A 26,158-nucleotide genomic window follows, 5' to 3' on the forward strand; every position below is an offset into this window, starting at 1 on the left:
CCGAATCTTGTCCGTATCCATTCATCGCAACCTCCTTGGCTGAAGTGTTGCGACGACCGGTTGAATCCGCCCTGGGTTGCCCGGTCAAGCCGGGCAACGACATACAGAAGCTAGAACCGGCCGGCCTTTGCCAGCTCGACTTCAACCCGCAGCTCGATCTCGGACAATACCGCGTCGAGGCCTGGATCGCCGGAGGAGGACTTCAGATTGGCCGCGGCATCGCGCAGCCGGTTCATCGTGGAAGCATCGAGATTGCCGGAGAGCAGTCCGAGCTTGAGCTCGTCGAGCACGTCGAGCGCGCCCCTGCCCCGTGCTACCGAACGCTTGCGGCGCTCGGTCGGATCCTCGACGCCCTGCAGCGCGAGCAGCGCATCGATGTTGCCGGCGGCCCTGGGTGCAGCAGCCGAGCGCGGCTCCTCGGGAGTCGACGGCGCTTCCGGCAGCGAGAAGCCGGTCGAACTGGTTCGCCGCGTGTTGTTCGCGGGCGCTCCAAGCGTGGTGCCGTTCGGTCCGTAGATGCGCATCGTGGTGATCTCGGCGTGAGAATAGCGCGACCTTCGCCTCCTTATGGTTAATGATGCGTAAATGGCTCGGCAAAATCTGCCGACGTGCGGCAGTTTCGCCCATCGTGGTGAAGCCGCCGTGGCATCATGCCTCCGGCGAACATTCAGCAATATCAAGCCATTGCCTCAGAAGCGCGACATGGCATGACCCTCGCATAGTTAATGCCGGACCGCCGTCATGGGAGTGGCGCCAGCGGTCCGGTGGAAGACCTCGAGGGGAGCACAGGATGCCCGGCATCCGTTCGGCAAGACTGATTTGGGTAGCCTGCGCCGCGCTGCTGGCGCTGGCGCTATCGCCCTCGTCCGGGGGCGCGACCTCGCGGATCAAGGATCTCGCCAACATCGAAGGCGTTCGGCAGAACCAGTTGATCGGCTATGGCCTCGTGGTCGGCCTCAACGGCACCGGCGACACGCTGAACAACATCCCCTTCACCAAGCAATCGCTGCAGGCGATGCTCGAGCGCATGGGCGTCAACATCCGCGGCGCCACCATCCGCACCGGCAACGTCGCCGCCGTCATGGTCACCGGCAACCTGCCGGCGTTCGGCACCCAGGGCACGCGAATGGACGTCACGGTGTCCGCGCTCGGCGACGCCAAGAACCTGCAGGGCGGCACCCTGCTCGTCACCCCCCTGCTCGGCGCCGACGGCAACGTCTATGCGGTCGCCCAGGGTTCGCTCGCGATCTCCGGCTTCCAGGCCGAAGGCGAGGCCGCCAAGATCACCCGCGGCGTGCCGACCGTCGGCCGTATCGCCAACGGCGCCATCATCGAGCGCGAGATCGAGTTCGCGCTCAATCGCCTGCCCAATGTCCGGCTGGCGCTGCGCAACGCCGACTTCACCACCGCCAAGCGCATCGCGGCGGCCGTCAACGATTTCCTCGGCGTCAAGACCGCCGAGCCGATCGATCCCTCCACGGTGCAGCTGGCGATCCCCGCCGAATTCAAGGGCAACGTCGTCGCCTTCCTGACCGAGATCGAGCAATTGCAGGTCGAGCCGGATCTCGCCGCCAAGATCGTCATCGACGAACGCTCCGGCATCATCGTGATGGGCCGCGACGTCCGCGTCGCCACCGTGGCGGTGGCGCAAGGCAACCTCACCGTGACGATTTCCGAAAGCCCGCAAGTCAGCCAGCCCAATCCGCTGTCGCGCGGCCGCACCGTGGTGACGCCGCGGACGGGGGTCAGCGTCAGCGAGGACGGCAAGAAATTCGCGGTCGTCAAGGACGGCGTCTCGCTGCAGCAGCTCGTCGACGGCCTCAACGGGCTTGGCATCGGCCCGCGCGACCTGATCGGCATCCTGCAGGCGATCAAGGCCGCCGGCGCGATTCAGGCCGACATCGAGGTGATGTGATGAATGGAATCGACAAGGCCTCGCTGATCAACGGCCGCAAGGATCTGCAGCTCGCCGACGCGTTGACCAAGGTTTCGCCTGAGGCGCAGAAGAAGACGCGCGCCAAGGCCCAGGAGTTCGAGGCGATGTTCCTCAATTCGATGTTTTCGCAGATGACCACCGGCGTCAAAGGCGAAGGGCCGTTCGGCGACACGACCGGCACCGGCGTCTGGCGCTCGATGCTGACGGACGAATATTCGAAATCCTTCGCCAAGTCCGGCGGCATCGGCATTTCAAACGACGTCTTCCGCACCTTGATCCTGCAGCAAGCCAACCGCGCCGCCTGATCCAAAAGGAAAACCCGACATGAATCAGCGTCCTCAGGCCAGCCCCGCGCCGGCACCAGCAAGAGCGATCTCCACGCCGGCCGAGGCGCGCAAGCTCGCGGAAGATCTGATGGACGTGATGAGCGGCCTGCTCGGGATCATCGAACGCGAGACCGAACTGGTTCGCGCCGGCGATGTGCGCGAGGCGATGCGGCTGGAAGATCAGAAGGGCGAGCTGTCGCGACGCTACATGGTCGCGGTCGAGAATCTGAAGAATGCGCAAAAATATCTGGCGCAGGTATCGCCGGAATTGCTGACCACGCTGCGCCGCCATCACGACACCTTCCGCGCGATGCTGCAGATCAACCTCACCGTCCTTGCGACCGCGCACGCGGTGTCCGAAGGCATCGTGCGCGGCGTCAACGCCGAGATCCAGCGCAAGAATATTCCGAACACCTATACCGCTTCGGGACAACGCGCCATGCCGGGACCGCGCAACATCACCCCGCTCACGGTCAGCCGCTCGCTGTAACCTCTAAAGCGCGGATGACCTCGACGCCAAACCGCTTGCACCCTGGCGGGTCATGCGGTCGTTACATTTTTCGCTAAATTGCCGCGCCGGCGTCAGCGCGGGGTTTAGCGTATTCCCTAACATCCCATTGAGAGGTGTGGAGCTATATTGCGATCCGAGAGGGGTTGGGATTTGACTCGAGGGAAGCCAGGAGGCTGCCATGAGTACGGATTTCAGCATCAAGCCGGTGGGGGCCCCGGTTGCAATGCCGATCGCACCGCCCGTGAGCGAAGCGGTGCATAAGGCGGTCACGACAGAACTGCCGGCGGCGCAAACCGTCACGGCGGCGGATGCGAGCGCACGTGCGCGGTCGGAGTCAGATGCGGTCAATGTTTCCAGATCGCGTCAGGTGGTTTTCGATCGCGCCGCAGCCTCGATCGTCTATCAGGTCGTCGATGTCAGGACCAGCGTGGTGGTGCAGCAGTTTCCCGATGAAGCGGTGCTGCGCCGTCGCGCCTATTTCCACGCCCTCGACCTGACCAAGGGCGCGCCCACGCGTGCTCTCGCCACCGACCGCAAGGCTTGACGCGCGAACCGTCAGGCCTTGCCTGACAGGCCCGCGGCGAGGTTGCAATTGATGTCGATCAGAGACTTCAGTTTCGCCGGATCCGGATTCAGCTGCATGTCGATCGTCTGCTTCATCACGAACACGCCGATATTGGCGATGTTCTGACGGATTTCCAGCGGCTGCGGATTGTCGTTGGTCTCCACCGCGCTCATGAAGATCGACCACAGCCGGCGATTGAAGAGCAGCGCATGGTGCATGTTCTTGTCGGGGCCCGCCCAGCTGGCCTGGACATCCAGAAGCTGTCTCGCAGCCTTCAGCAGCGCCTGCGCCTCGATTTCACGGGGGGATGCCGTTGTATGTAACGCACGCGAGTAGGCTTGGGCTGCATTGGACATTCACCACCTCGATGGGAGCGGTTCGCAGGACCGCAGGGGGACTTCAAAACTGCCCAACTTTCATACAGTTCGCGCCTTTAAATATGGTTAGCAACGGTTACCAAATGTGACGGAGTCCGGGCATTCACCGGCGACCGCGCCGATCGTCGATGAGCTGCATCGTTGGTGGTCGTGAGGTCGATCGCGGGGAAGCGAGGTTCAGGACAATCAGACCCGATCGACCGGCGCCGAGTTCAGGGTCGACTGCCCGGTGGCGGGATTGGTGACCACGGTCTTGATCGTGCCGTGGCCGACCTTCGACATCAAGAATTTGGAGTCGCCCATCCTGAAGGCGTTGTCCTTGATCAGGACGTCCTGGAATTTGATCGGACCGTTGCCGCTCTGATATCTCACCTTCGCGCGAAATCCCTCCACGTTGGACACCGTGAAGGAAAACTTCTCGCCCGTCGAATAGGTCCCCTTCCAGGTCCCTTCCCACTGCGTGGCATCGACCGGGACATAGGTCGTATGCGACGGAGGCGTCGGGGGTTTGGACGTGTAGCCCGCCGCAAGAACGCTGAAGATGTCACCCATAGCTCAACATTCCTGCTTGATGCCCGTTGCTATTCAGGCGCGGCCGCTGAGGCCGGCCGCGAGATTGCGGTTGATCTCGATCAGCGGCTTGATGTGCTCGACCTGCGGGCTGATCTGCAGCGCCATGGTCTGGCTCAGAACGAAGATGCCGAGGTTGGCGATGTTCTGTCGCACTTCCAACGGCTGCTGGTTTTCATCGCGCAAGACGTCGCTGAGAAAGATGGCCCATAGCTTGCGGTTGAACATCAGCGCTTCGGAGATCTGCTCGCTCGTCGCATGTTCATTGGTGACGATAGCCTGCAACTTGTTCGCCGCCTTCAGCAGGGCCTGGGCTTCGATATCACGGGGCGAGGAGGTAGTGGTCGCAACACGCGCGTAAGCCTTGGCGGCAGCACTAGACATTCGTCACCTCAGCAACTCCTCTTCCAGTTTGATAAGCTTGCGGATTTCCTTTAACGAATTGTAGAGCTGGCCGCTTAAAATTAGCTTACTTGCGGCCTCGATCTGCGGCCTGAAGCTTGGCACCGCCGCCAGCAAATCCTTGACGAAGCCCATATAAAGTTCCTGGTACTTCGGGATGTCCTTCTCCAGATACATCATCTGCGCGCAGAGATAGAGCCGCTTCACCGGGGAATTGGCCGTCTCCGCCGTCAGGATGTCCTTCTCGCGCAGGATCGGCGCTGCGCCATCGATCAAAAAGTGGGCTCGCGTCTCCGAATTGGTGATCACGCTTTCGCCGATGATGATCCGCTCGAACGGCTTCAATTCAACCTTCAGCGCCATCGCCTTATCCCTTGCAAACCGCCGCGTCGCGGCGCGTGTGTCCGGAAACAGTTTCCACGAATCACCATGAACAATACCCGAACATTCGAATGCAAAACTGCATCAAAAAAAAGGCTTTTGCTTCATCAACCGAGCAAGTTTCAGGCGTTGTCCGTCGGCCCCATCGCGGCTTCAATGAAAAACGGCGGGGCCCTGCCCCGCCGTTTTGATGGCTCGAACGTTGCTCCGGCTTACTGCAGGAGCTTGAGCACGCTCTGCTGCGACTGGTTGGCAAGCGCGAGCGCCGAGACCGCGATCGACTGGCGGGTCGACAGCGCCTGGCTGTTGGCCGCCTCCTCGTTGGAGTCGGCCAAGGTCAGGTTGGCCGACCCGGTCTGCAGCACATTGATGATGTTCTTCGCGAAATCCTGGCGGATCTGCACGATCGAGAGGTTGGCACCGAACGCCGAGGCCTGCGAGCGCAGCGTGCTGCTGGCGTTGTTGAGCGCCGTCAGCACCTTGCCGGTCAACACGTTGTCGATGAAATCGGTGCCGGCGGCGAGCGGTGCGAGGCCGAGGCCATTCGGGTCGAAGCTGACCCCTGCGATCGTCAACGTCGACTTGCCGGTTTCGTTGAAGATCAGCTTCAGCGAGTTGCCGTCCAGCAGGTTGATGCCGTTGAACGATGCATCCTGCGCCGTGGTCTTGATCTGCTCAATGACCTGGTTGTACTGGCTGACCAGGGTGGCGCGCGCGGTTTGCGACACCGCATCGGGAACCGCTGCAACGACTGCACCACCGGCGCCGCCACCGAGCGCGTTGGCGCTAATGTTGATCGCGTCGAGCGCTGTCGGCGCAGTAGGGGCCGCGGTGCCGGTGATCACCTGGCCTGCACCATCGTTTGTCGACGTGAAGGTCAGATCATCCGGGCCGGTGATCGAACCCGACAGGTTGACGCCCGCCACTGCCAGCGCCGTGTTGAGCTGGTCGAGAGTCTTGACAGTCGCCGTCTTGGTCGTGGGATTGAAGGCCGAGGCAGCCGTGCCGATCGTGATGGTCACAGCGGTGCCTGCCGAATTGGTGAACGTGTAAACACCACCGTTGAGCTTGCTGGTCGTGAGGTCGGCGGCAGTCGCCGGACCTGCGGGGGGGACCCCGGCGCCCGTGCCGGTGAATGCAATGCTGGACTTGGTGCTGTAGCCCGTCGGCTGCTGCAGGGCCTGGTTGGCGATCGACTTGGCGGTATCGACCAGCTTCTGCAGCGAGGTGATGCCGGTGTTGGCGGCCTGCAGCACCTGCACGCCGTTGCCGATGCTGTCGAGCAGATTGCTGATGTCGCCGGCGCGGGCATCGAGGCCGGCCGCGGTGAAGTAGTTGGTCGGGTTGTCGAGCGCGCTGTTGACCTTCTTGCCGGTGGCGAGGCGGGTCTGCGTGGTCGAGAGCAGTTCGGCGGTGCCCTGCAGCGAGAGCAGGTTCTGGCGGACTGCCGCCGTCAGGACAATATCGGACATATTCAACGCCTTCCTCAAGTGTGCGTCGCCAGCGACTTCTCCCGCGCCGACGGGCTACATGACTTCACCCGAGTACGTTATGAACAAAAGCTTTTAAAATGTGGTTAACCGCACCTTATCAAGCATGGTTAAAATACCCGATACGCCGCTCGCGCCCGTTTCAGGCGCTGTTTTCGAGCGATCTGATCCTCTTGTCGCGACGGCGGCTGCCGGATCCCAGACACAAAAAAACGGCGGGGCCGAAGCCCCGCCGCCGTGATGGATCGAAAAGTTCGCCGAAATCAACGCAGGAGCTGGAGAACGCTCTGGTTCGACTGGTTGGCGAGCGCCAGCGCGGAGACCGCGATCGACTGGCGGGTCGACAGCGCCTGGCTGTTGGCCGCTTCCTCGTTGGCATCGGCCAGGGTCAGGTTGGACGACCCGGTCTGCAGCACGTTGATCAGGTTCTTCGAGAAGTCCTGACGGATCTGCACGATCGAGAGGTTGGCACCGAAGGCCGAGGCCTGCGAACGCAGCGTGGTGCTGGCGGTGTTGAGCGCCGTCAGAACCTTGTTGGTGGCAGCGTTGTCGATGAAGTCAGTGCCCACGACGGCGGAGCCCAGGCCGAGACCATTCGGATCGAAGGTCACGCCTACGATCGTCGACGTCGACTTGCCGGTTTCGTTGAACACCAGCTTCAGCGTGTCGCCGTTCAGCAGGTTGACGCCGTTGAAGGACGCGTCCTGCGCCGTCGTCGTGATCTGCTGGATGATCTGGTTATACTGAGCGACCAGACCCGCACGGGTGTTCTGCGAGTTGATGTCGGCGACGGCCGCGGTAACCGCCGCGGTGGTGCCAACCGTGCCGGAGATATCCACCGAGGTCGACGAACCGGCGCCCGGCGCAGCGTAGGTGCCGGTCTTGGTGATCGTCTGCGAAGCCGCATCGTTGGAAGACGTGAAGGTAATCGCACCTGCAGAGTCGACGCTTGCGGTCAGCTGGACGCCAGCCGTCGAAAGCGCCGTGTTGATCGCGTCGATCGAGTTGACATTGCCGGCACCGGCCACATTGCTGATGGTCAGCGTGGTCGTAGCGGTCGCTGAGGTCTTGAAGATCAGCGTCTTGCCCTGCAGCGAGTTCGTGCCGGCGTTGGTCAGATCGGTCGCTGTACCTGCGACGCCGAGCGCACCGGCGCCGGTCGGTCCGTCCGTTTTGAGGCTGGCTTTGGTGCTGTAGCCGCCGGGCTGCTGCAGTGCCTGGTTCGCAATCGACTTGGCGGTATCGACCAGCTTTGACAGCGAGGTGATGCCGGTGTTGGCAGCCTGCAGAACCTGCACGCCGTTGCCGATGCTGTCGAGCAAGTTACCGATGTCGCTGGCGCGGGCGTCGAGGCCGGCGGCGGTGAAGAAGTTGGTCGGGTTGTCGAGCGCGCTGTTGACCTTCTTGCCGGTGGCGAGGCGGGTCTGCGTGGTCGAGAGCAGGTTCGCGGTGTCCTGCAGCGAGAGCAGGTTCTGACGAACCGAAGACGAGAGCGTGATGTTGGAGAGAGACATGGACACAACCTTTCTGGTGTTACGCAACAGCCCGGCCTTCTTGGCCGAACCCGGGGACCCTGAAAGCAAATGATCAATGAAAAATGAATCCGACCGGCAGATGCGGTGCTACCGCGCCGGTTTCAAAATCATGGTTAAAAAGGGATGAACAGGATGGGAGGATCTGAAGCGATCCGGGCGGGCGAGCCGGCCCAGGTCTTAAGCAAAGCTGGCCATTGCGCGTGGGCGCCGTTCCTGAGGCGCCCATCGCTCGCATTTCGGCGCCGGCTGGAAACGTGTCATGCTTTTCCAATGCGCGGGAAAGCGCGGGACGATCTTATTCTTCGTCATCACCGGGCTCGACGGCCAAGCCGGATTTGCCCGACTAAGACTTGGGTCTCTTAAGAAGAACGCAATTCGGCGCTTGTCATCGAAATGCGGAAAGAGCTGGATGCACGGGTCAGCGCGCCGACACCCAACGACCAGCCCGGCGCGTTGAACAAATTTGAACCGCGCAGCGCGCCCTAGAGCATGATCCGGAAAAGTGGGTACCGGTTTTCCCCCGCGACAAACGCGAAACGCGTTTGCGCGGAGATCATGCTCAAATCAAAGAGATAGAGCGGGATGACGATTCGAAGAAAAGTCATCGCGCTCTAGAGGAATTTCAGCAGCGAGGTTTGATACAGCATCGCCGTCGTCTGGTACGACGCGTTGAGGCTGTTCTGCACGGCGAGGAGTTTCGCCGTGACCTCCGCGTCGGTGACGCCTTCGATCGATTGCAGCATAGTCTCCGCGGTGTTCTTGGTCTGGGTTTGGCGATCGGCTGCCGACTTCATCGCGATCTGCGCGCCGGCGAAATCCGCCGTAATGTCCTGCACGCTCTGCTGGCCGGTCTGCGCCAGAAGTTTTGTCGCCACCCGCTGGTAGAGCGCGCCGATCTGGGCGCTGGCGTTCGGGTCGCCGGTCGTGGTGGTCATGGCGGCCATGGCCGCGATGGTCTGCAATTGCGCCGTCAGTGCCGGCTCGTTGGCGCGGGCGCCATATTGCACGGTGATGCCGTTGTCGACGCGTGCCACCGCGGTGCCGCGCGCGGGATCGGTGCCGGTTTCGCCATTGTACCAGGAGAGCGTATTCGCAGCCGTGCCGGGCACCTGCGCCGTCGCGGAGGCGAACGGCGGACCGCTGACGCGCGGCACCGGGCTGCCGCTGAAGAATTCGCTGGACGCCTTCAGCGCGGACGCCGCGACCAGGGCGCCGTTGGCGAGGCCGCCGACGGCGGTGGTCAATGCGGCGTTGATGTTGGCGGCGGTCGCGGTCGAGTTGGCGCCGATCAGGAACTGGCCGGCCTGCGGCGGCGTCGTGGTGGTCGCGGTCAACTGCACGTTTTCGCTGGTGCCATCCGGCAGATTGAACGCCAGCGTGATGGTGTCGCCGGTGTTCAGGTTGGTCGCGCCGAGATCGAACGACCCGGTGGCCGGCGAGCCGGTCGGCCCGGTGGTGGTGACGCTTGCGGCCGACGAGGTGATCGATGCGAGCTTCAGGCCAAACGGACCTGTGTCCTCGGTCAATGAAATCGACGTCGCCGTCGGCGTCGCCTGTGTCAGCCGGCCGGTGCCAGAGCCGACGTCGGCTTGCTTGCGCTCCGCGATCAGCTGCTTCAGGCCCGCCTGCGCGCCGACGCCGTTGAGAATGTCGTCGGTCGCCGCCGTCGCCGCCGTGTCGGTGGCGCGTCCGGAAAACAGATAGCGATCGCCCGACTGGCTGTTCAGCAGGCTCAGCATCTCGTCGAGCGAACTGCGCGCCGTGCCCTGGGCAATGGTCTGGCCGTTGCTGGTGATCTGGGTCGAGGACGTCACCGCCGCGCCCTGCACCGTGGTTCCGATCGCGACAATCCGCGTCAGTGCCGCGTTGGCGACGTTGATGCGCGTGGTGACGTTGGTCATCGTATCCGCGAACGCGTCGATGCTGCTGATCTGCGCGCGCAGCGCGACGGCAAAGCCGCGGTTGGTGCCCATGCCGGCATAGGTGTTCGATTTCTTGCCGGTGGCAAGCTGGGTCTGCAGACTGTCGAACTGGCTTTGCAGATCCAGGATTCGCGATGCCAGAATCGATGTCCTGATGCCTACGCCGCTAACTGTCATGATGACCTACTCCAAAACCGTCGCGCTAACCCGATTACGTCAGATCTGTAGCAACGCGTCGAACATCTGCTTGACGGTCGACATCACCCGCGCGTTCGCCGCATATGCATTCTGCAGCGACAGCAACTGCGCCATCTCGTCGTCGATGTTGACGCCGGACTGGCTGTTGAACTTCTGCTGCAGCGTGCTCAGCACCACGTCCTGACCGTCGGCGATCTGCTTGGCGGTGTTCGCCGCCTGGCCCTGGGCGCTGGCAATCTGCTGCGAGAAATTCGACAGCGTCGCCTGGAACGGCAACGTCGAAGTACCGAAGCCGGTCGACGGCGAATACAGCGACTTGCCGGCGGTGAGCTGCTGGTAAAGGAAATCCGGTCGCTTGGTGTCGCCGGACGGCGTCGTTGCGTTGTACTGCACCAGCTTCGCCGGATCACCGACGATCTGGCTGTTCACCCGGATGCGCGCCGCGAGGCCCACCGACTGCTGGCCTGCCGCGGTGATCGCGCCGGTATAAAGGCTGTTGCCATCGGTGAACAACGGCACCTCTCCGCTGCCGCCCAGCAGCGATGATGCGGTCGACGTCACGGAGGCGGCGTTCACGGTCGCGGTCCCGACGCCGTCGTCGAGCACCCGCAGCGTCGAGCCGGTGTTGGAGAACTGCAAGCCGGCTGAGCCGAGCGCCGCATTGAGCTGGCTCGTCACCGAAGCCATGCCGGCGGAGAAATCGATGCCGATCACCTGATCGTTGGGATCGGTGGTGGCGTTGTTGGACAAGGGCAGCACCGACGGATCGTCGACCCGCACCAGCGACAGCTGATGCTGGACGTTGCCGACATCCGTATAGGTGAGATGGATTATATTGCCGTTCTGCAGGCCGGACAGATCGAGATCGAAGCCATTCGACGCCCCCGAACTCACCGCAGTTCCCGCCGTGGTCTTGTCGGACAGCAGGCTCGACATGTTGGCGGCAAACTGATCAAGCTGGGTTTGCGCCTGCACCAGCGTTTTGTCGCGCAGCTCGAGATAGCCGGCGATGGTGCCGGAGCGGATCGAATTGGTCTGAATCAGGTTGAGCGAACCGCCGTTCGGGAAGTGGACCGTGAGGGTGCCGAGGTTGCTCTTGGTCGGGTCGGCGTCCCACTGGGTGTTCGGCGTCACCGTGCCTTGCGGATTAAACGACAGCGTCGAGGCCTCGGCACCGACCAGTTGCACGCCCGAATTGGTGAAGACCTGGATTTGATTGTTGCCGTTGTCGATGACGCGAATGTCCATCAGTTGCGACAACTGATCGACATACTGGTCGCGCTGGTCCTTCAGGGCTGCGGCCGCAGCATCGGTGGTATCGCCGCTAGCAAGCTGGGTGTTGAGATTGACGATCTGCTGCATCGCCGTATTGGCGGTGTTGACCGCCGAATTGAGCCCGGATTCCGCCTGGCTGCGCAGCGACTGGATGCCGCCCGACATGCTGTTGAGCTGCTGCGTCAGCGACTGCGCGGCATTGAGCACGCCAATCCGCGCCGACTGGCTGTCGGAGCTGGTCGATAGCCCCTGCACCGCGGTGACCAGATTATTGAACGCGGTTTCCAGCGTTCCGGTGCCGCCGGGGGTGCCGTAGATCGACTGCAGGCTGCTCAGGATCGAGGAGCGCAGGTCGGCGTACGACGCGCCGGACTGCTCGGTGCGGATCTGCTGCTGCAGATACAGGTCGAGTTCGCGATTGACGCCGGTGATGCTGACGCCGGCGCCGATCGAACCGGAGGACGTCTGGACCTGGTTGACGGTCTTGCGGATGTAGCCCGGCGTGTCGGAATTGGCGACGTTCGACGAGGTCAGCGACAGCGCGAGCTGGTTGGCGCGCAGCCCCGACATGGCAATCGAGAGGGCTTGACTGAGACTCATGACAAACGGCTCGTTTCAATTCCCTGTCGGATCAGACCGTCCATGTGCGCGACCTATCGCAGCACGTTCAGCAGATCCTGAACCATCGAGTTGGATGTGGTGATCACCTTCGTGTTGGCCGAATAGGCCTGCTGGGTGACGATCAGCTTGGTGAACTCGTCGGCGATGTCGGTGTTGGAGCTTTCCAGCGACGAGCCGACGATCGTCCCGCCGCTGCCGAACAGCGCCTGGCCGGACTGGTCCGTCGCCTCGAACGCGCCGCCGTCGATGCGTTTGAGGAAATTGGTGCCGTTGAATGTTGCGACCGAAATCTGCGCAAGGTCGATGTTGCGGCCGTTGGAATAGTTGCCGACCACCCGGCCGTTCTGGCCGATCGACACGGTCTGCAGCGATCCGGCCGGAAAGCCGTCCTGCTGGATCTGGTTGACCTTCACGTTGCCGTTGGCATCGGCGAACTGGGTGACGCCGCCGGCGCCGAAGTTGATCGAGATATTGCCGAGCGGCACCCCGCCGATGGTCGGCGCCGTCAGGGTGATGCCGCCGATCGCCGGCGTCATCTGGCCGTTCGGCGAGAAGGTGAAATCGGTATTGACGTTCTGCCAGGCAAGGTCGGTGCCGGTGGCGCTGGAGTTGACCTGGTAGAACATGTTCCAGGTATCGGTGTGGCCGGCGCCGAGCGATGAACTGTCGACCTTGGCCCAGCGCAGTTGCAGGCTGACCGGCGAGCCGGAGATGTCGTAGGCCGTCACCGCTCCGCCGCTGATGGATTCGTTGACGAAGGCCTGCAGATCGCTGCCGAGCACCTGTCCGGTGCCGGCAGTGCCGCCGCCGGTGCGCGGCACGTTCACGGGCGCGGTCAGGCCGAGGGCCCCAAATGCAGTAGTATTGGTGGTAGTGATCGTGAGGTTGTTGGCGGTGCCGCTATGCAGCGTGATCGCACCGCCGCTGATCGTCGGTGCCACGCCGGTGATCGCACCGATATTTGTCAACAGATCCTGGATGCTGCCGGTGGTGATATTGATTTCGTTGGTGGCCAGATTGGTTGGAGTATTGACGATGGTAATCACGGTGCCGTCCACCGTAATCGTATCTCCGAGGACGAAATTGGTCGTGAGCGAATCCGTGTTTGCGCCGCCGTTCAACAGAGTTGATCCCGTGATGGGGGTCGGCGTGGTCAGCTTGTTGTTCTTGGCGGCGCCCGTGATCGTTGCGTCGCCATAAGGGGTGGCAGGCGTGCCGAGCGTGCGCGGATTGCCGGACGCGAAATCCACCGGCTGCAGCAGTTCCGACCCCGGAATCGAATTGTCGTGCTTGGTGGTCAGCGGATAGCTCGCCAGGTTGGCGCGATAGCTCACCACCGATGTCGGCACAGCCGGCAGGAAGTCGTTGGCGAATTTCAGCACCTGCGGCACGCTGCCGGTCATGTTGCCGGTCGCCGGATCGATCGGAACGCCCTCGACATAATAGCCCGCACCGTTGACCAGGTAGCCGTTCTTGTCGAGCGCAAAGTCGCCGCGGCGGGTGTAATTGTCGACGCCCGAAAACACCGGTTGGTTGTCGCTGAAGCTGCCCGGCTTCTGTACCACGAAGAAGCCGTTGCCGTTGATCGCCATGTAGGTGGAGACCGACGCGCTCTGCACGTCGCCCTGCACGGTGTTGGTCTCACGCGATGCGGTGGTGACGCTGCCGGCGAGCTGATTGTTGACGCCGGTGTCCGGGATCAGATCGAGGAAGCTGGTGTCGATCCGCTTGAAGGCGGTGGTCTGCGAGTTGGCGATGTTGCCGGAGATGTTTTCCAGCGCATAGGACTGCGCGCGCAAGCCCGCGACGGAGGTTGTGAGAGCGCCGAAGATACCCATGACATTTTCTCCAATTCGATCCGGGCGGCTCGCCGTTTTGGGGAAACCGAGGCCGCGTCGGGAGAAGATGTCGCAAGCGTCGTGCCAAACTATAAAATCAATAAAAATCAAAGGCTTAATAAAAAATCCCCGGTCCGAAGACCGGGGCACATTTGCCGGGCGGGCAACAATTGCCGGGCAGCGCCCTTATGACGCCTGTGGGCCGGCCGGGTGAAACACCAGCCCAAACCCGTCGATGCAATAGCGCAAGCCGGTCGGTTTCGGCCCGTCGTCGAAGACGTGACCCATATGTCCACCGCAGCGGCGGCAGTGGACTTCCGTCCGCGTCATGCCGAACGTCGTGTCCTTGGTTTCGCCAATGGCATTGTCGAGCGGCTTCCAGAAACTCGGCCAGCCGGTGCCGCTCTCGTATTTGGTGTCCGAGGAGAACAGCGGCAGATCGCAACCGGCGCAGGCAAAGATCCCCTTGCGTTTTTCCTTCAGGAGCGGGCTCGAACCCGGCCGCTCGGTGCCGTGCTTGCGCAGGATTTCATACTGCTGCGGCGTGAGCTGGGCGCGCCATTCGGCGTCGGTCTTTTCCACCTCGAATTTCTCGGCGGCTTGCGCCGGCGTGGTGCGCAGCCAGCGGAACGCGGCAAGGCCAAACAGGCTGGCGACAGATGCGAGCAGGATACGGCGGTCGATCATGGAAAATCTCCGTGCGAGGCGGGCGTAACGGTTCGCCATCAAGTACGGCCCACGAGCGCCGACGTTACACGGATCCGTCCCGGATTTTCTCACTTTCCTGCGAGGTAGCGGCTGATATCCCGCCGTCCTGCGCCGCTACCGGCCGCGGAGGCGGTGGGCGCACCGGGCGCGGCCCAGCCGGCGGACCGCGCGGCGGCCTGGTTCCGGCCTGCCGGTTGGCCTCCGCCAATCGCGCCTCGCGCACGCGTTCCCGGGCACGGGCGCCTTCGCGGTAACGGGCCAGCGCGCCGGCTGCGGCGGAATGGCCCCGCCCCCACAGGCCGATCAGATGGCCGGCGACACGGCCGGTGGCGCCGCCTGCCCAGACCAGTTCGAACGGCGAGAACAGTTTCCAGCGTTCCTCGCCCCACAGAATGCTGCGCGCGATGACCTGCCCCGCCATCGCCGAGGTATTCAGCCCCTGGCGGCCGAAGCCGCTGGCGACCCACAGTCCTTTGCGCAGCTGGCCGATCTGCGGCATGCCGTGCACGGTCACCCCGACCGCACCGCCGAACACGTCAGCGATCGGCACCTTGCCGAGCTGGGGAAAGATGGTGGCGATACGGCGCTGAATGACGGGTGCAAAGCGGCGTGGCCGCGCCTCCCAGGTGGTTTCCGGGCTGGCCCACATCAGCCGGTCGCCGTCGACGATCCGGAATTGATCGATGCCGTCACTGTCGGCCACCGACCCCTTGAAGGCGATCACCTCGCCCAGCCGCTCGCCGAGCGGCTCCGTTACCGCGGCATAGCGCCAGACCGGCAGCAGCGTCTCCGAGAGGCGGCGCAACGGGGCGCCGAGGTGAACGTTGCCGGCCAGCACGATGTGCGAGGCGCGCAGCCGCGCCGACGGCGTCACGATGCGCTTGCGAATCCCCGACGGGTCGATGCTGACGACAGGCGTATCCTCGAAGATGCGCGCGCCCGCCCGCCTCGCCTGCGCGGCAAGACCATGAATGTATTTGCGGCCGTCGATCTGGAACGCGCGCGGATAATAGATGCCGTGGAAATAGCGTGCCGTCCCGAGCTGATCGCGAACGCGATCGACCTGCCATCCCTCGACCTCGGTCTCGAAATCCTCGCTCAGCGTCTGTAGCCGGCTGATCAGCGTTTCGCCGGCGTCGACATTGGAGACCTCCAGCGCGCCCTCGGTCAGTGCAATTCCCGGCATCGCCTCTTCGGTGGCGGCGGCGCGAACGTAATCGGCGCCCTCCTTCGACAGCGCCCACAGCTCGCGCGCGTCCTCGAGGCCAACGCGCTCGATCAGGTCACCGATCGGAAGACTGTAGCCCGGCATGACCGTGCCGAGCTGATGGCCGGACGCATTCCAGCCGACATGCCGGCCTTCGAGCACAGCCACGCTGGCGCCGAGGCGCGCGGCCTCCAGCGCCACCGTGAGGCCGGCAAGTCCGGCTCCGACCACGCAAATGTCAACATCCAGGTCGAATGACAGGCGCGAGCGAAAAGGCGCGTCGTCGTCGGGGCCGTTGGTCGCACTTGTGAAAGTCTCGGGCATGGCGTTTCTTACGGACCGCTGCAGCGCTTGTCACCTTGTCCCCGACATGAGCTTGTAGATTAGTCCAGACTAAGACCGAATCGAGATCGCGCCCATGCGCCGTTTGATGCTGCTGCGTCACGCCAAGACCGAACACGACGCGCCTTCGGGCCATGACCAGGACCGCCGTCTCGACGAGCGCGGCCGGAGGGATGCCGCCGCCATCGGAACCTGGATCGGCCGGCATCCACCCTTTCCCGATTCCGTTCTGGTTTCGACCGCGGTGCGGGCGCGGCAGACCTGGGAGATCGCGCGCGATGCGATGAAGGATGCCGTGCGGGAGCGGTCGCCGCAGCCCCAGGTCGAATTGCTCGACGAACTCTACGGCGCCGAGCCGGCGCAGCTCCTGCGGATCATCCGCATGGCCGAGGTCACCGATCCCGCGCGCTTGATGCTGATTGGCCACAATCCGGGCATGCATGAACTGGCCTTGATGCTCGCCGGCAGCGGCGACGCGGCGGCGAAGAAGTCACTTGAGGACAATCTGCCAACCGCTGGCCTTGCCATCCTGGATTTTGCGATCGACGACTGGAGCGAAGTGGCGTTCCGCCGCGGCAAACTCGTGCGCTTCACCAGCCCGAAATTGCTGAAGCAGGCGCTGGACGATTGAAGCAGGCGGACATCGCTGCCCCGCCATGCTAAGCTTTTCACGACCCGGATTTCGAGCGAATTGAGAACAAGTTCGCGTAAAAGAAAACACGTCAAAACAAAAGGCTAGAGCCCGATCCTGATAAATCAGGATCGAACGGGCTCAAGGCAGGAGGCGCAGATGTTCAAGTCGATTCTCGTGCCGCTCGATCTCGCCGACACTGACCTCGCCAAGCCCGCAATCGCGACCGCCGCGACGCTGTCGCGGACCTGGAACGGCTCGGTGCGCCTGCTCAACGTATTGCCAATGACGCCGGCGATGCTGGCGGAATATGTGCCGGCCGATTTCGACGCCCAGCAGCGCGCCACCTCGGAAGAAGCGCTCGCCATCGTAGCGAAGGAATCCGGCATCGAGGCGTCGCGCATTTCCACCGCAGTGCGACAGGGTGGCATCTATCACGAGATCCTCGAAGAGGCGGCGGCAATCAAGGCCGACCTGATCGTGATGACCTCGCACCGGCCGGCAATGCGGACCTATTTCCTCGGCTCCAACGCCGGCCATGTGGTGCGCTATGCCCCGTGCTCGGTGCTGGTGGTGCGGCACTGAGACGTAACGGCGCCGCTGAGTCGCGACGCCGGACGCTCTACATGATCCGACCAAAATCCGGATCGACGACGCCGCGCACGGCCGATTCAATCCGGCTGCGCTCGATGCCGATATCGCGGAGCGCACGATCGTCCAATTCGCTCAGTGTCTGGATGGCCTGGCGGCGTGCAAGATAGGTGACGATGCCGTTCACCCAGCTTCCGAGGACGCGGAAGAATCCGCCCGCGACGCTTTGGGGAGCAGGCTGGCCTGCCGTCGAATAGATCGTGGTCATCGCACTTCTCCTTGCTTTCACGCGGCAAGCCGCTGCCGCCGGCGCAAACGCTTGCGAAAGCGCCTGCACCCTAATGGACCGATTGTTTGCACCCCTCTCAGTGCAATCTCTGGCTTGATGGTTCCAAAATGATCCGATACACTCCTCGGTGCAAGGAAAACATTGCTCTCGGTGCAATAATGTCAAAGTTCGAGTACCTGAAGCTTGCCGATACCGTCGCCGCCGAGATCGCCAATGGCGCGCTCAAGCCCGGCGACCGCCTGCCGCCGCAGCGCAGCTTTGCCTATGAACGCAAGATCGCCGTCTCGACCGCGAGCCGCGTCTACACCGAGCTGTTGCGCCGCGGCCTCGTGGTCGGCGAAGTCGGGCGCGGCACGTTCGTGTCGGGCGAGACGCGCCGCGGTATCGCCATGCCGACTGAGCCGCGCGGTGCGCGCATCGATCTGGAAGTGAACTATCCGATCCTGCCGACGCAATCGGCGATGATCGCAAGAAGCCTTGCGGGGCTGGAACGCCCCGAAGTGCTCGATCTCGCGCTGCGGCACTCGACCACGGCAGGCACACAGGCGGCACGGACCATTTCCGCCGAGTTTCTCTCCCGCGAGGACTGGTCCCCGGCCGCCGATCAACTCGTCTTCACCGCAAACGGCAGGCAATGCATCGCCGCGGCGCTGGCGGCGATGGTGCCGAGCGGCGGCCGCTGCGGCGTCGAGGCGCTGACCTATCCCTTCATCAAGGACATTGCCGCCAGACTCGGCGTCACGCTGGTGCCGCTTGCGATGGACGAGAACGGCCTTCGCCCGGACGCGGTGCAGAAGGCGCACCGCGAAGCGCATTTGTCGGCGCTGTACGTTCAGCCGACGATTCAAAATCCGCTCGGCATGACCATGCCGCAGGCGCGCCGGGCCGACCTGCTTCGCGTCGTCGAGAAGCTCGGGCTCACCGTCATCGAAGACACGGTCTATGGCTTTCTCGACGAAGAAACGCCGATGGCCGCGCTGGCGCCGGATAGCTGCATCACGCTCGACAGCCTGTCGAAGAAGGTGGCGCCCGGCCTTGCGCTCGGTTTCATCGTCTCGCCGCCGCGCCTGCGCGAGCGCATCATGGCTGCGGTTCGCTCGGGCGGCTGGACGGCTTCAGGATTTGCCTTTGCCGCCGGACAGCGGCTGATGGCGGATGGCACGGTGGCCGAGCTGTCACGCCTGAAACGGATCGACGCGGCGCGGCGCCAGCAGATGGCGGCCAGATACCTCGCCGGCTTCGAAATCCAGGCCAACGTCAAATCCTACCATCTCTGGCTCACCCTGCCCCAGCATTGGCGCTCGCAGACATTCGTCGCGGCCGCGGCCCGGCGCGACATCGCGCTGACGCCTTCGACCACCTTCGCCGTGATCCCCGGCCATGCCCCCAACGCCGTCCGCCTGGCGCTCGGCGCCCCCAGCACCGAACAGCTCGATCTGGCGCTGCGAACGCTTTCGGGAATGCTGACGGCGAAAGAAGACGTCGATACGACCGAGTAGATCTACCGGTCGCGCGTTTCGCATGCCGGCCACTCCGCGATAAAGCCCCTCGCCTTGTACGTCTCGATCTTGTCCCATTCATTGAGCATGCGGCGCGAGAATTCGGCGTCGGTGTGCCAAAGCGCCCGCGGCGTCCTGAAACTGTCGACCATGACCAGCATCTTCTCCACTTCCGGCCAGTGCCGGTGCAGCGTCATCGGATAGCGGCGCGCCGTCCAGGTATTGCCGAGACAGATCACGCGGCGGATGTTGGCGAGCCCGAGCGCGGCATCGATGATCGGCAGCGAGAAGATCACGTTCTCGCCGGTGTTCATCGCACGGTCCTCTCTCAGGATGATGGCAGCCGGAACGCCGCGCGCGACCATTCACCGGCAATGATCTCGCATTCCGACAGATCGGATCCCTCCGTCACGCCGCCGCTCACGATCGCCCAGCGAAAATACCCCCTCCGCCACAGCCGGCAGGCTTCATCGACGCGCTCGTCGACGTCCGCGCGCGTGCCGAACACGAACAGCAGGTCGGCCGGCCGTAACGGTGTCTTGATCAGATGCCGCGCATTGATCGCGGCAATCTCGGCCTCCGTCGGCGATCGCGTCGTTGGGGTTGTCACGGCAACTCGCCTGTTATCAGGAACGCCGCACAGAGTGCCGCGCCCTGCGGCGCTTCGCGAAATCACATTTCGTGTCGCTTGATTGCGAACAAGGCTACGGCAGCAATGTCTCGGGAAGCCCGTCGAACGAATATCTGCGCGGCCGGTTGCGCTTGATGAAGCCGCCGATGGTCCAGGCAAACCAAACCGCGATGCCCACCAGAAACAACGCGCCGGTGAATTCGGAAGTGGCAAGCGCCCGGACGAAAAGTCCGATCATGGCGATGGCCAGCAACACCAGCATCGCAACCGCCATGGCATAGGTCACCGTCCCGATGCCGCCGATCAGGGAAGCCTTGCTGCCTGCCTCCTTCATCCTTCGATGCAGTTCGGTGACAAAGGCGCGGTAGTCCTGATCCTGCGGCGTCATCAACGAGACAGTCTGCCAGGTCGTCGAAAGGATGGCGATCCGTTCGCCGCCGGCCCTCTCGATATCGGCGCGAAAGCGACGGGATTGCATCGACATCGGCCGATACGACAGACGGATCGAAGCGATATCGGCATAGGGCCACACGCCGGACCGGCGGCCCATCTGCCACGACAATCCGGCGTCCGTCAGTTCGAATTGATACGCCGACGAGATCAGTGACGCCTTGTAGGCGTAGCTGATCGTGCGCGCCCCCTCGCCTTCCCTGGCCTGGTTCGGTAGTGATGTCGGCAATTCAAGATATCCCGCGTCGTTTGAAGCCGCCTGCTTGCGCGGCGAGCCGGCTTTACCTTACAAGCGGGCCATGGCCGAGACGACTTATTTTCCGCGCCGCCTGATCCTGGCCGGCGCGATTGTTTCCGGTGTGCTGCTGGCGCTGGCCGTGCACATGCTTGGCGCGCGTTACGGACTCGATCTCGGCGGCCTGTGGCGGTCCGATACCAGCGAATTCATGCCCGCGGGCGCGGCGATCGCCTGGTGGCTGATCGCAACCGTGGGCTTTTCCGGCGGCTATTTCACCGCCAACCTGATGCACAGCGCGGCCTCGGGCCAAATTCCGCAGCGGATGCGCCAGTTCCTGATCGCCGTCGGCGTGCTGATCCTCGCCGGCGCGGGACAGGCCGCCTCGGCGCCGAGCCCGGTCCCGACCATTTCGGGCGTGCTGGCGGGCCTTGCAGCGTTATGCCTCGGCGCGGCAATGGCGTTCTGCGGCGCGCACTTCGCTTTGCGCAAAGCTTGAAGAAACGGGGCTTGAAGAAACGGGGCTTGAGGAATCCCAGGCGACGACCCGCGCCCGTGCTTTCGACAGCATCGTTTCCACCTCGGCTACGGGATGCGGCGGGCTGAACAAATAGCCTTGCGCCTGTGTGCAGCCTTGCTGGCGCAAGAGGTCGAACTGCGTATCGGTCTCGACGCCTTCGGCCATGGCGGCGACCCGGCATGGAAATGCCGCGCGAGGTGCCCCGCGCGGCTTTTTGCCTCATTCAACAGCAGAAATCAGCTTGCGGCCTTGAGGTTGACCTTGCCTTCCGCCAGCGAGGTCAGCTTCTGGTCGGTGATCTTTTCCTCGTCCAGCGTCTTTTGCAGGATGCTGGCGCAGTCATTGCGTCCAAGCTGCCGCGCCCACGCGATCAGGCTGCCGTAGCGGGTGATCTCATAGTGTTCGGCGGCCTGCGCGGCGTCGATCAGGGCTGCGTCAAGCACAGCCTTGTCAGCGACCTCGCCCGCAACTTCGTCGGCTTCCTCGATGATGCCGTCGATCGCCGGGCAATCGACCGCCTTCACCTCGGCGCCGTGCATGCGGAATACCTCCTCAAGGCGCTGCACATGCGTCCTGGTTTCATCGAGATGTGTCAAAAAGCCCTGTTTAAGCTGCTTGTCAGTCGCTTTTTCCGCCATCTTCGGCAGGGCCTTCACGAGTTGTTTCTCCGCGTAATAGATGTCCTGCAATTGATGCATGAACAGGTCGTTCATGGTCTTGATGTCTTTGGTGAAGAGTCCCATTGCGATCATCCTTCGTTTGGGGAACATGCCGGCACAGGCCTTTTTTCCGGCCAGACGCGCGCGCTTCATGTTCGATGCTGATGGGAAGCTAACCGGCGCGCGAAAAGGATGTTCCTAAGGCCTCGAAAACGCCGTGATGGAACGGACAGAACGGCAAAATGAGCGCGCGGAACGGACCTCGTTGCGACTCAAAATCGTTAACGCGGCGACATATGTAGGGCGTATGACAGAGACGGCGAACGGAGCCAAAAGGCATGCTTGTCAAGGGCTGCACAACGGCCCTGTTTTGGCTTATGGATTTCGCGCACGGTGCCTCTGACCGTCGACTGTCACCCTTCGTGACAGGTCCCATCTTTACGTATTGCCCCTCGCCGGGAGGATGAATGCATCGGCTGCTGACCGCGCTCGGGCGTGGTTTCAAGGAGAAGATCGGCTGGAAACGGCTAGGGATCGCTGCGAGTCTCCTCATCGTCATCTTTGCGGTCACCACGCTGGTTCGCACCCTGAAAGGGGTGGACAGCGGAATTATCCTGACCGCGCTGACGGAGATTGCTCCGCATCGCATCGCGCTGGCCGCGCTGTGCGTGGTGGGGGCGTTTTGCACGCTGACCTTCTATGATTTCTTCGCATTGCGAACCATTGGCAAGACGCACGTGCCCTATCGCATCGCCGCGATGTCGAGCTTCACCAGTTACACCATCGGCCACAACATCGGAGCCACCGTCTTTACCGGCGGCGCGATCCGGTTCCGGATCTATTCCGACTACGGCCTGACCGCGATCGATGTCGCAAAAATCTGCTTCCTCTCGGGCCTCACTTTCTGGCTCGGCAATCTGTTCGTGCTCGGCATGGGCATGGCCTGGCATCCCGAGGCGGCGTCGACGATGGACCTGTTGCCGCCGGCGATGAACCGGCTGATCGCGATCGGCTGCCTTGCCGGCATCTCCGCCTATTTCGTCTGGCTGCTGATGGGCGAGGGTCGCCGCGAACTCGGTCAGAACGGCTGGAAGGTCGTGTTGCCCTCCGCCCGGCTGACGCTGCTGCAGGTTCTGATCGGCGTCGTCGATCTCGGCTTCTGCGCGCTGGCGATATACCTGTTGATGCCGATGGAGCCGCATATCGATTTCGTTTCACTGGCGGTGGTGTTCATCCTGGCGACGCTGCTCGGCTTCGCCAGCCACGCGCCCGGCAGCATCGGCGTGTTCGACGCCGCGATGCTGGTGGCGCTGCCGCAGTTCGGCAGGGAAGAGTTGCTGGCGACGCTGGTGGTGTTCCGGATCCTGTACTTCCTGATCCCCTTCGGCATCTCGATCTGGATCATGGGCACACGCGAACTCTGGCTCAGCGTGCTGCAACCCTGGCTGGAACGGCGCCGGCTCGGTGAAGCCTGCACGGCCAAGGCCCGGGTACGGCCACCGATCAAGGGCCGGCAATCCTGAGGCTGGTAACGGCGTCGTTATCTGCGCCGTCTGGTCTTTTGACGCAGAGCTGCCTCATTCTCTTATTTCTGCCTTACCGCTAACGTCAAACGACGCCATGGCTGGAATCCTCCTACGTTCAATGCTGTCGGTCGCGCTGGTTGTCAGCGCGTTGGCCGGCATATCAACGTCCGCTGTGCAAGCCCAGACCGCCGGCGGCTACGGGGCGCTGCAGATTTCCTGGGAGGTGCGCAACCGCTTCCGCCTGTTCCGCGAGGAGCGGGATTTCCTGCTGCACGCCGAAAGCGGCCGCGGCCGCAGCGTGCTGGCTTCGGAACAGGCGCTCGAGCTGCAAAGTGACGGGCGCGGCTGGGCGCGCAACACCGTGAACCGGCTCTGCATCGACCTTGCCGGCCGTGTCAGCGAGCCGTGCACCCGAGATAACGTCAAGGAAAGCTATTTGACGCCGATCGATCATCCGGTCGTGGTGCAACTGACCGGGCCCGTTCCGGTCGGCGCCACCTGCGCCTGGACATTCGACGATGGCGACGGCCCGCAAAACTCCACCTTCGACTGTGCCGAGCCGATCAATCTCAGGGTCCGCTATGGCCGCACCACGGTGGCCACCGTCGACATGTCCAGTTCGGAGGGCAGTCAGCGCGTTTTCACCGAGATCGCAGTGCGCGACATCTTCATCGCCGGCCTCGGCGACAGTGTCGCTTCCGGCGAGGGAAATCCGGACCGGCCGATTGCGCTGGCCGATGAAGGCTTTTGCTTCCGCTCCTATCTCGGAACGGCAGCCGCGCAATATTATCGGCCGAGCCGCGCGGGCTACAAGGGCGGACGCGCCTGCGAGGCGCCCGATACGCTGGCGGTCTGGCAGCGGCAGAGCGCGCTCTGGTTCAATCCTGCCTGCCACCGTTCGCTCTACAGCTATCAGACCCGGACCGCGCTGGCGCTCGCCGTGCAATATCCGCACATCGCGGTGACCTATTTGCCGCTGGCCTGCACCGGCGCCACCATCGCCGACGGGCTGTTCGGCTCGCAGCGCGCCCGCGACTGCCTGCCGTCGAAATCGGGCAGTGCGTGCCAGGGCACGGTCAACGGGCAACTGGCCGAACTGCGCGAAGCCGTCACCGCCGCGAAACGCCGGCAGCCGGAACGCAAGCTCGACCTGGTGCTGCTGTCGGTCGGGGCCAACGACATCTATTTCTCCGGCCTCGTCGCCGACGTGATCGTGGATACGGCGACCGAACGCGTCCTGTTTCGGCGCAGCGGCGTGATGGCCTCCGTGGACGACGCACGCAGTGCGATGACGCGCGACCTGCCGCAGGGATTTGCAAAACTGCGCGAGGCGCTGAAGCCGCTGGTCGGTGGCGACCTGTCGCGGGTGGTCTACACCTCCTACGCCAATCCGACGCTGGCGAATGGCGGCGCGCCCTGCCCCGGCGGACGCGCCGGCTTCGACATTCATCCCTCCTTCAACGCCCAGCCGCAGCGGCTCGCGGCCGTGTCGAACTTCGTCGAAAGCGAATTCCTGCCGCAGTTGAGAGGACTGGCGCTCTGCGAGGGCGGCATCCTGTGCCGCAATCCGCGCACCGACCGCATGACCTTCGTCGATGGTCATCAGGCGAGCTTTGCCGGCCACGGCTTCTGCGCGCGCGCCGAAAGCGACCCTGAATTCGACCGGCAGTGCTTCTCGGCGACCGGCGACAGCTTCGATGCCGATATCGTCACGGCCGCCAGCCAGCCGATGCTGTGCGGCCGCAGCGCCGGCGAATATCGCGCCTATCTGCCGCGTGCGCGCTGGATCCGCGATGCCAATGACAGCTACTTCGCGGCGATGACCTACCCGCAAGGCCTGCCGACATCGCAGCAGCCGGCCGACATCCATGACGCAACCTGGGGCGTGCTGTCGGCGGTCTATGGCGGCGCGGTGCATCCGAGCGCCGAAGGCCACGCCGCGATGGCGGATGCCGCCGTGCCGGCCGCAGCCGCCGTGCTGCAGCTCGATGCGGCGGTGCCTGAAGTCACGTCGCAGCCGGTGCCGCCGATACCGGCTTCGCCGGACGTGCCGCGGCCACCGGGCAGAACCGGATTGAACTAGCGCAGGATCAAGCTGGGCCGTGACGACGGACCATCTCGTGCCCGGACGCAAGCGGCGTAAGGGCTACGAGCCCGAAGCCCATGCTACTTTGCATGGGGTTGTTTTCGCGATTTTGTGTCTGGGCCTTGGACTCCAACCCATCCCTAGCGCGCAGGTGCGGGAACTGGTGCCGGCGCAGTGGTCTTCTTGGCCGCTGCGGGGGCCTTTGCCGGACCGGCGGGCGGCTTCATCGTTGCGGCCTGCGCCGGCAGATATTTCGCGATGATCGCGGGATCGACCTGCGCCAACTCCGTATCCGGCAGACGGGTCCAGACCTCATCCTTGCCAAATAGCGAGATGCCGAGATAGCCGCGCATCGTCAGCGTCTGCCCATCCGGGCTCAGCGTCATCTTGGCCTTGTAGATCTTGCCGTCGCGCGGATCGAGCACGTTGCCGTTCTCGTATTTCAATCCGTCGCGCTTCATGTCCCGGATGAACGAGAGCCCAAGCCAGGGCGCGTCCTTCCGATCGTCGGTGCATTTCGAGCAGACTGGATTGGGAGGATCGCCGGGCTCGGAAAACAGCTTGGCGAACGCGCCTTCGAAGAGGCCGTTGCGATCGACCACCAGAAACCATCCGACCGGCTTGCCCTTCTCGACCTTCTGCCACAGGCCGGCCGCAGACGGTTCCGCCGGCTGCGCGGCGAGCTCACCGGCAAACGCGAGCCCCATCACGATCGGGAGTACCAGTTGGAATCCGGCCAGCTTGCGCATCGTCATCACCTGATCAATCCACTAAATGAATGGCCGCAGACTAAGGCCATTTCGCGGACGGTTCCAGTGACGATCGCCGCGCGCGCCC

Annotated in this window: 26 protein-coding genes and 1 pseudogene; 10 read left to right on the plus strand and 17 right to left on the minus strand. The window is 63.5% G+C overall.

Translation table 11 applies throughout. The features are described 5' to 3' along the window. Positions 1-110: 110 nt before the first annotated feature. Positions 111-524 (minus strand): flagellar assembly protein FliX, encoded by a 414-nt coding sequence (locus JQ624_RS27925; RefSeq protein ID WP_212422124.1) that lies wholly within the window; start codon positions 522-524, stop codon positions 111-113. 266 nt (positions 525-790) lie between these two features. Here JQ624_RS27925 and JQ624_RS27930 point away from each other — a divergent pair, with 266 nt between their 5' ends. From JQ624_RS27930 to JQ624_RS27945, 4 genes are all read left to right on the plus strand, one after another. Next, a complete protein-coding gene (locus JQ624_RS27930) occupies positions 791-1,915 on the plus strand; it encodes a flagellar basal body P-ring protein FlgI (RefSeq protein WP_212422125.1) in 1,125 nt (374 codons plus the stop codon). Next, on the plus strand, positions 1,915-2,241 hold the full coding sequence (gene flgJ / locus JQ624_RS27935) for a flagellar assembly peptidoglycan hydrolase FlgJ (protein ID WP_212422126.1): 327 nt from the start codon (positions 1,915-1,917) through the stop codon (positions 2,239-2,241). The genes JQ624_RS27930 and flgJ overlap by 1 nt, the downstream gene beginning before the upstream one ends. Before the next feature lie 19 nt (positions 2,242-2,260). Beyond that, positions 2,261-2,752, plus strand: a complete 492-nt coding sequence (locus JQ624_RS27940) for a hypothetical protein (protein WP_212422127.1) — start codon at positions 2,261-2,263, stop codon at positions 2,750-2,752. 199 nt (positions 2,753-2,951) lie between these two features. Next, positions 2,952-3,317: a hypothetical protein gene (locus tag JQ624_RS27945; protein ID WP_212422128.1), complete on the plus strand. Its 366-nt coding sequence runs from the start codon at positions 2,952-2,954 to the stop codon at positions 3,315-3,317. Positions 3,318-3,328: 11 nt separating this feature from the next. Here JQ624_RS27945 and flaF (JQ624_RS27950) read toward each other — a convergent pair whose 3' ends face one another. The 11 genes from flaF (JQ624_RS27950) to JQ624_RS28000 form a co-directional block, all read right to left on the minus strand. After that, positions 3,329-3,694, minus strand: a complete 366-nt coding sequence (flaF, locus tag JQ624_RS27950; RefSeq protein WP_212422129.1) for a flagellar biosynthesis regulator FlaF — start codon at positions 3,692-3,694, stop codon at positions 3,329-3,331. Between the two features lie 207 nt (positions 3,695-3,901). Then, entirely contained in the window at positions 3,902-4,267 is a 366-nt protein-coding gene (locus tag JQ624_RS27955) for a hypothetical protein (protein ID WP_212422130.1), read from the minus strand. A gap of 33 nt (positions 4,268-4,300) precedes the next feature. Continuing rightward, positions 4,301-4,669: a flagellar biosynthesis regulator FlaF gene (gene flaF, locus JQ624_RS27960; RefSeq protein WP_212422131.1), complete on the minus strand. Its 369-nt coding sequence runs from the start codon at positions 4,667-4,669 to the stop codon at positions 4,301-4,303. A 3-nt stretch (positions 4,670-4,672) separates the two neighbouring features. Further along, complete coding sequence (gene flbT, locus JQ624_RS27965) at positions 4,673-5,050, minus strand: flagellar biosynthesis repressor FlbT (protein WP_212422132.1); 378 nt, start codon at positions 5,048-5,050, stop codon at positions 4,673-4,675. Between the two features lie 230 nt (positions 5,051-5,280). After that, on the minus strand, positions 5,281-6,540 hold the full coding sequence (locus JQ624_RS27970; protein ID WP_212422133.1) for a flagellin: 1,260 nt from the start codon (positions 6,538-6,540) through the stop codon (positions 5,281-5,283). Between the two features lie 281 nt (positions 6,541-6,821). After that, on the minus strand, positions 6,822-8,072 hold the full coding sequence (locus JQ624_RS27975) for a flagellin (protein ID WP_212422134.1): 1,251 nt from the start codon (positions 8,070-8,072) through the stop codon (positions 6,822-6,824). A gap of 632 nt (positions 8,073-8,704) precedes the next feature. After that, positions 8,705-10,192 carry a flagellar biosynthesis protein FlgL gene (locus JQ624_RS27980; RefSeq protein WP_212422135.1) on the minus strand — a complete coding sequence of 496 codons (1,488 nt, stop codon included), beginning with the start codon at positions 10,190-10,192 and terminating at the stop codon, positions 8,705-8,707. Positions 10,193-10,231: 39 nt separating this feature from the next. Further along, positions 10,232-12,088 (minus strand): flagellar hook-associated protein FlgK, encoded by a 1,857-nt coding sequence (gene flgK, locus JQ624_RS27985; protein WP_212422136.1) that lies wholly within the window; start codon positions 12,086-12,088, stop codon positions 10,232-10,234. A 53-nt stretch (positions 12,089-12,141) separates the two neighbouring features. Then, entirely contained in the window at positions 12,142-13,947 is a 1,806-nt protein-coding gene (locus JQ624_RS27990) for a flagellar hook protein FlgE (RefSeq protein ID WP_212422137.1), read from the minus strand. Between the two features lie 186 nt (positions 13,948-14,133). Then, positions 14,134-14,634: a peptide-methionine (R)-S-oxide reductase MsrB gene (gene msrB / locus JQ624_RS27995; RefSeq protein WP_212422138.1), complete on the minus strand. Its 501-nt coding sequence runs from the start codon at positions 14,632-14,634 to the stop codon at positions 14,134-14,136. A 64-nt stretch (positions 14,635-14,698) separates the two neighbouring features. Beyond that, complete coding sequence (locus JQ624_RS28000) at positions 14,699-16,186, minus strand: FAD-binding oxidoreductase (RefSeq protein WP_212422139.1); 1,488 nt, start codon at positions 16,184-16,186, stop codon at positions 14,699-14,701. 94 nt (positions 16,187-16,280) lie between these two features. Here JQ624_RS28000 and JQ624_RS28005 point away from each other — a divergent pair, with 94 nt between their 5' ends. After that, a complete protein-coding gene (locus JQ624_RS28005) occupies positions 16,281-16,835 on the plus strand; it encodes a histidine phosphatase family protein (protein WP_212422140.1) in 555 nt (184 codons plus the stop codon). A 159-nt stretch (positions 16,836-16,994) separates the two neighbouring features. Next, positions 16,995-17,420, plus strand: coding sequence for a universal stress protein (locus JQ624_RS28010; RefSeq protein WP_212422141.1), 426 nt, complete (start codon positions 16,995-16,997; stop codon positions 17,418-17,420). A 37-nt stretch (positions 17,421-17,457) separates the two neighbouring features. On the opposite strand, the gene JQ624_RS28015 is transcribed toward JQ624_RS28010, so the two are convergent. Then, positions 17,458-17,694 (minus strand): DUF1127 domain-containing protein, encoded by a 237-nt coding sequence (locus JQ624_RS28015; protein WP_212422142.1) that lies wholly within the window; start codon positions 17,692-17,694, stop codon positions 17,458-17,460. 179 nt (positions 17,695-17,873) lie between these two features. On the opposite strand from JQ624_RS28015, the gene JQ624_RS28020 reads away from it, so the two are divergent. After that, the gene (locus JQ624_RS28020; RefSeq protein WP_212422143.1) at positions 17,874-19,214 is read left to right on the plus strand and encodes a PLP-dependent aminotransferase family protein; all 1,341 of its coding nucleotides are present in this window, start codon (positions 17,874-17,876) and stop codon (positions 19,212-19,214) included. 2 nt (positions 19,215-19,216) lie between these two features. On the opposite strand, the pseudogene JQ624_RS28025 reads toward JQ624_RS28020, so the two are convergent. Together JQ624_RS28025 and JQ624_RS28030 are read right to left on the minus strand one after the other, a co-directional pair. Then, positions 19,217-19,824, minus strand: a pseudogene (locus tag JQ624_RS28025) (YdcF family protein). Positions 19,825-19,918: 94 nt separating this feature from the next. Continuing rightward, positions 19,919-20,524 (minus strand): hypothetical protein, encoded by a 606-nt coding sequence (locus tag JQ624_RS28030; RefSeq protein WP_212422144.1) that lies wholly within the window; start codon positions 20,522-20,524, stop codon positions 19,919-19,921. A 70-nt stretch (positions 20,525-20,594) separates the two neighbouring features. On the opposite strand from JQ624_RS28030, the gene JQ624_RS28035 reads away from it, so the two are divergent. Continuing rightward, positions 20,595-21,029 carry a hypothetical protein gene (locus tag JQ624_RS28035; protein WP_025588929.1) on the plus strand — a complete coding sequence of 145 codons (435 nt, stop codon included), beginning with the start codon at positions 20,595-20,597 and terminating at the stop codon, positions 21,027-21,029. A 257-nt stretch (positions 21,030-21,286) separates the two neighbouring features. Here the strand turns inward: JQ624_RS28035 and JQ624_RS28045 are convergent, their stop codons facing one another. Beyond that, positions 21,287-21,793 (minus strand): ferritin-like domain-containing protein, encoded by a 507-nt coding sequence (locus JQ624_RS28045; RefSeq protein ID WP_212422146.1) that lies wholly within the window; start codon positions 21,791-21,793, stop codon positions 21,287-21,289. 383 nt (positions 21,794-22,176) lie between these two features. On the opposite strand from JQ624_RS28045, the gene JQ624_RS28050 reads away from it, so the two are divergent. Further along, on the plus strand, positions 22,177-23,232 hold the full coding sequence (locus JQ624_RS28050) for a YbhN family protein (protein WP_212422147.1): 1,056 nt from the start codon (positions 22,177-22,179) through the stop codon (positions 23,230-23,232). Positions 23,233-23,329: 97 nt separating this feature from the next. Beyond that, the gene (locus JQ624_RS28055) at positions 23,330-25,318 is read left to right on the plus strand and encodes a hypothetical protein (protein ID WP_212422148.1); all 1,989 of its coding nucleotides are present in this window, start codon (positions 23,330-23,332) and stop codon (positions 25,316-25,318) included. A 143-nt stretch (positions 25,319-25,461) separates the two neighbouring features. Here the strand turns inward: JQ624_RS28055 and JQ624_RS28060 are convergent, their stop codons facing one another. Next, positions 25,462-26,070 carry a DUF2147 domain-containing protein gene (locus tag JQ624_RS28060; RefSeq protein WP_212422206.1) on the minus strand — a complete coding sequence of 203 codons (609 nt, stop codon included), beginning with the start codon at positions 26,068-26,070 and terminating at the stop codon, positions 25,462-25,464. Positions 26,071-26,158 lie beyond the last annotated feature (88 nt).

The organism is Bradyrhizobium sp. AUGA SZCCT0283 (genome assembly GCF_018130385.1).
Lineage (GTDB): Bacteria > Pseudomonadota > Alphaproteobacteria > Rhizobiales > Xanthobacteraceae > Bradyrhizobium.

Coding starts and splice junctions, on each gene's coding strand:
- JQ624_RS27930 (WP_212422125.1), top strand. CDS start 791: ATGCCCGGCATCCGTTCGGCAAGACTGATTTGGGTAGCCTGCGCCGCG.
- JQ624_RS27955 (WP_212422130.1), bottom strand. CDS start 4,267: ATGGGTGACATCTTCAGCGTTCTTGCGGCGGGCTACACGTCCAAACCC.
- JQ624_RS27990 (WP_212422137.1), bottom strand. CDS start 13,947: ATGGGTATCTTCGGCGCTCTCACAACCTCCGTCGCGGGCTTGCGCGCG.
- JQ624_RS27975 (WP_212422134.1), bottom strand. CDS start 8,072: ATGTCTCTCTCCAACATCACGCTCTCGTCTTCGGTTCGTCAGAACCTG.
- JQ624_RS28020 (WP_212422143.1), top strand. CDS start 17,874: ATGTCAAAGTTCGAGTACCTGAAGCTTGCCGATACCGTCGCCGCCGAG.
- JQ624_RS28010 (WP_212422141.1), top strand. CDS start 16,995: ATGTTCAAGTCGATTCTCGTGCCGCTCGATCTCGCCGACACTGACCTC.
- flgK (WP_212422136.1), bottom strand. CDS start 12,088: ATGAGTCTCAGTCAAGCCCTCTCGATTGCCATGTCGGGGCTGCGCGCC.
- flaF (WP_212422131.1), bottom strand. CDS start 4,669: ATGTCTAGTGCTGCCGCCAAGGCTTACGCGCGTGTTGCGACCACTACC.
- JQ624_RS28005 (WP_212422140.1), top strand. CDS start 16,281: ATGCGCCGTTTGATGCTGCTGCGTCACGCCAAGACCGAACACGACGCG.
- flaF (WP_212422129.1), bottom strand. CDS start 3,694: ATGTCCAATGCAGCCCAAGCCTACTCGCGTGCGTTACATACAACGGCA.
- JQ624_RS27940 (WP_212422127.1), top strand. CDS start 2,261: ATGAATCAGCGTCCTCAGGCCAGCCCCGCGCCGGCACCAGCAAGAGCG.
- msrB (WP_212422138.1), bottom strand. CDS start 14,634: ATGATCGACCGCCGTATCCTGCTCGCATCTGTCGCCAGCCTGTTTGGC.
- flgJ (WP_212422126.1), top strand. CDS start 1,915: ATGAATGGAATCGACAAGGCCTCGCTGATCAACGGCCGCAAGGATCTG.
- JQ624_RS27945 (WP_212422128.1), top strand. CDS start 2,952: ATGAGTACGGATTTCAGCATCAAGCCGGTGGGGGCCCCGGTTGCAATG.
- JQ624_RS28050 (WP_212422147.1), top strand. CDS start 22,177: ATGCATCGGCTGCTGACCGCGCTCGGGCGTGGTTTCAAGGAGAAGATC.
- JQ624_RS27980 (WP_212422135.1), bottom strand. CDS start 10,192: ATGACAGTTAGCGGCGTAGGCATCAGGACATCGATTCTGGCATCGCGA.
- JQ624_RS28045 (WP_212422146.1), bottom strand. CDS start 21,793: ATGGGACTCTTCACCAAAGACATCAAGACCATGAACGACCTGTTCATG.
- JQ624_RS28060 (WP_212422206.1), bottom strand. CDS start 26,070: ATGCGCAAGCTGGCCGGATTCCAACTGGTACTCCCGATCGTGATGGGG.
- JQ624_RS28015 (WP_212422142.1), bottom strand. CDS start 17,694: ATGACCACGATCTATTCGACGGCAGGCCAGCCTGCTCCCCAAAGCGTC.
- JQ624_RS28055 (WP_212422148.1), top strand. CDS start 23,330: ATGGCTGGAATCCTCCTACGTTCAATGCTGTCGGTCGCGCTGGTTGTC.
- flbT (WP_212422132.1), bottom strand. CDS start 5,050: ATGGCGCTGAAGGTTGAATTGAAGCCGTTCGAGCGGATCATCATCGGC.
- JQ624_RS28035 (WP_025588929.1), top strand. CDS start 20,595: ATGGCCGAGACGACTTATTTTCCGCGCCGCCTGATCCTGGCCGGCGCG.
- JQ624_RS28000 (WP_212422139.1), bottom strand. CDS start 16,186: ATGCCCGAGACTTTCACAAGTGCGACCAACGGCCCCGACGACGACGCG.
- JQ624_RS27970 (WP_212422133.1), bottom strand. CDS start 6,540: ATGTCCGATATTGTCCTGACGGCGGCAGTCCGCCAGAACCTGCTCTCG.
- JQ624_RS27925 (WP_212422124.1), bottom strand. CDS start 524: ATGCGCATCTACGGACCGAACGGCACCACGCTTGGAGCGCCCGCGAAC.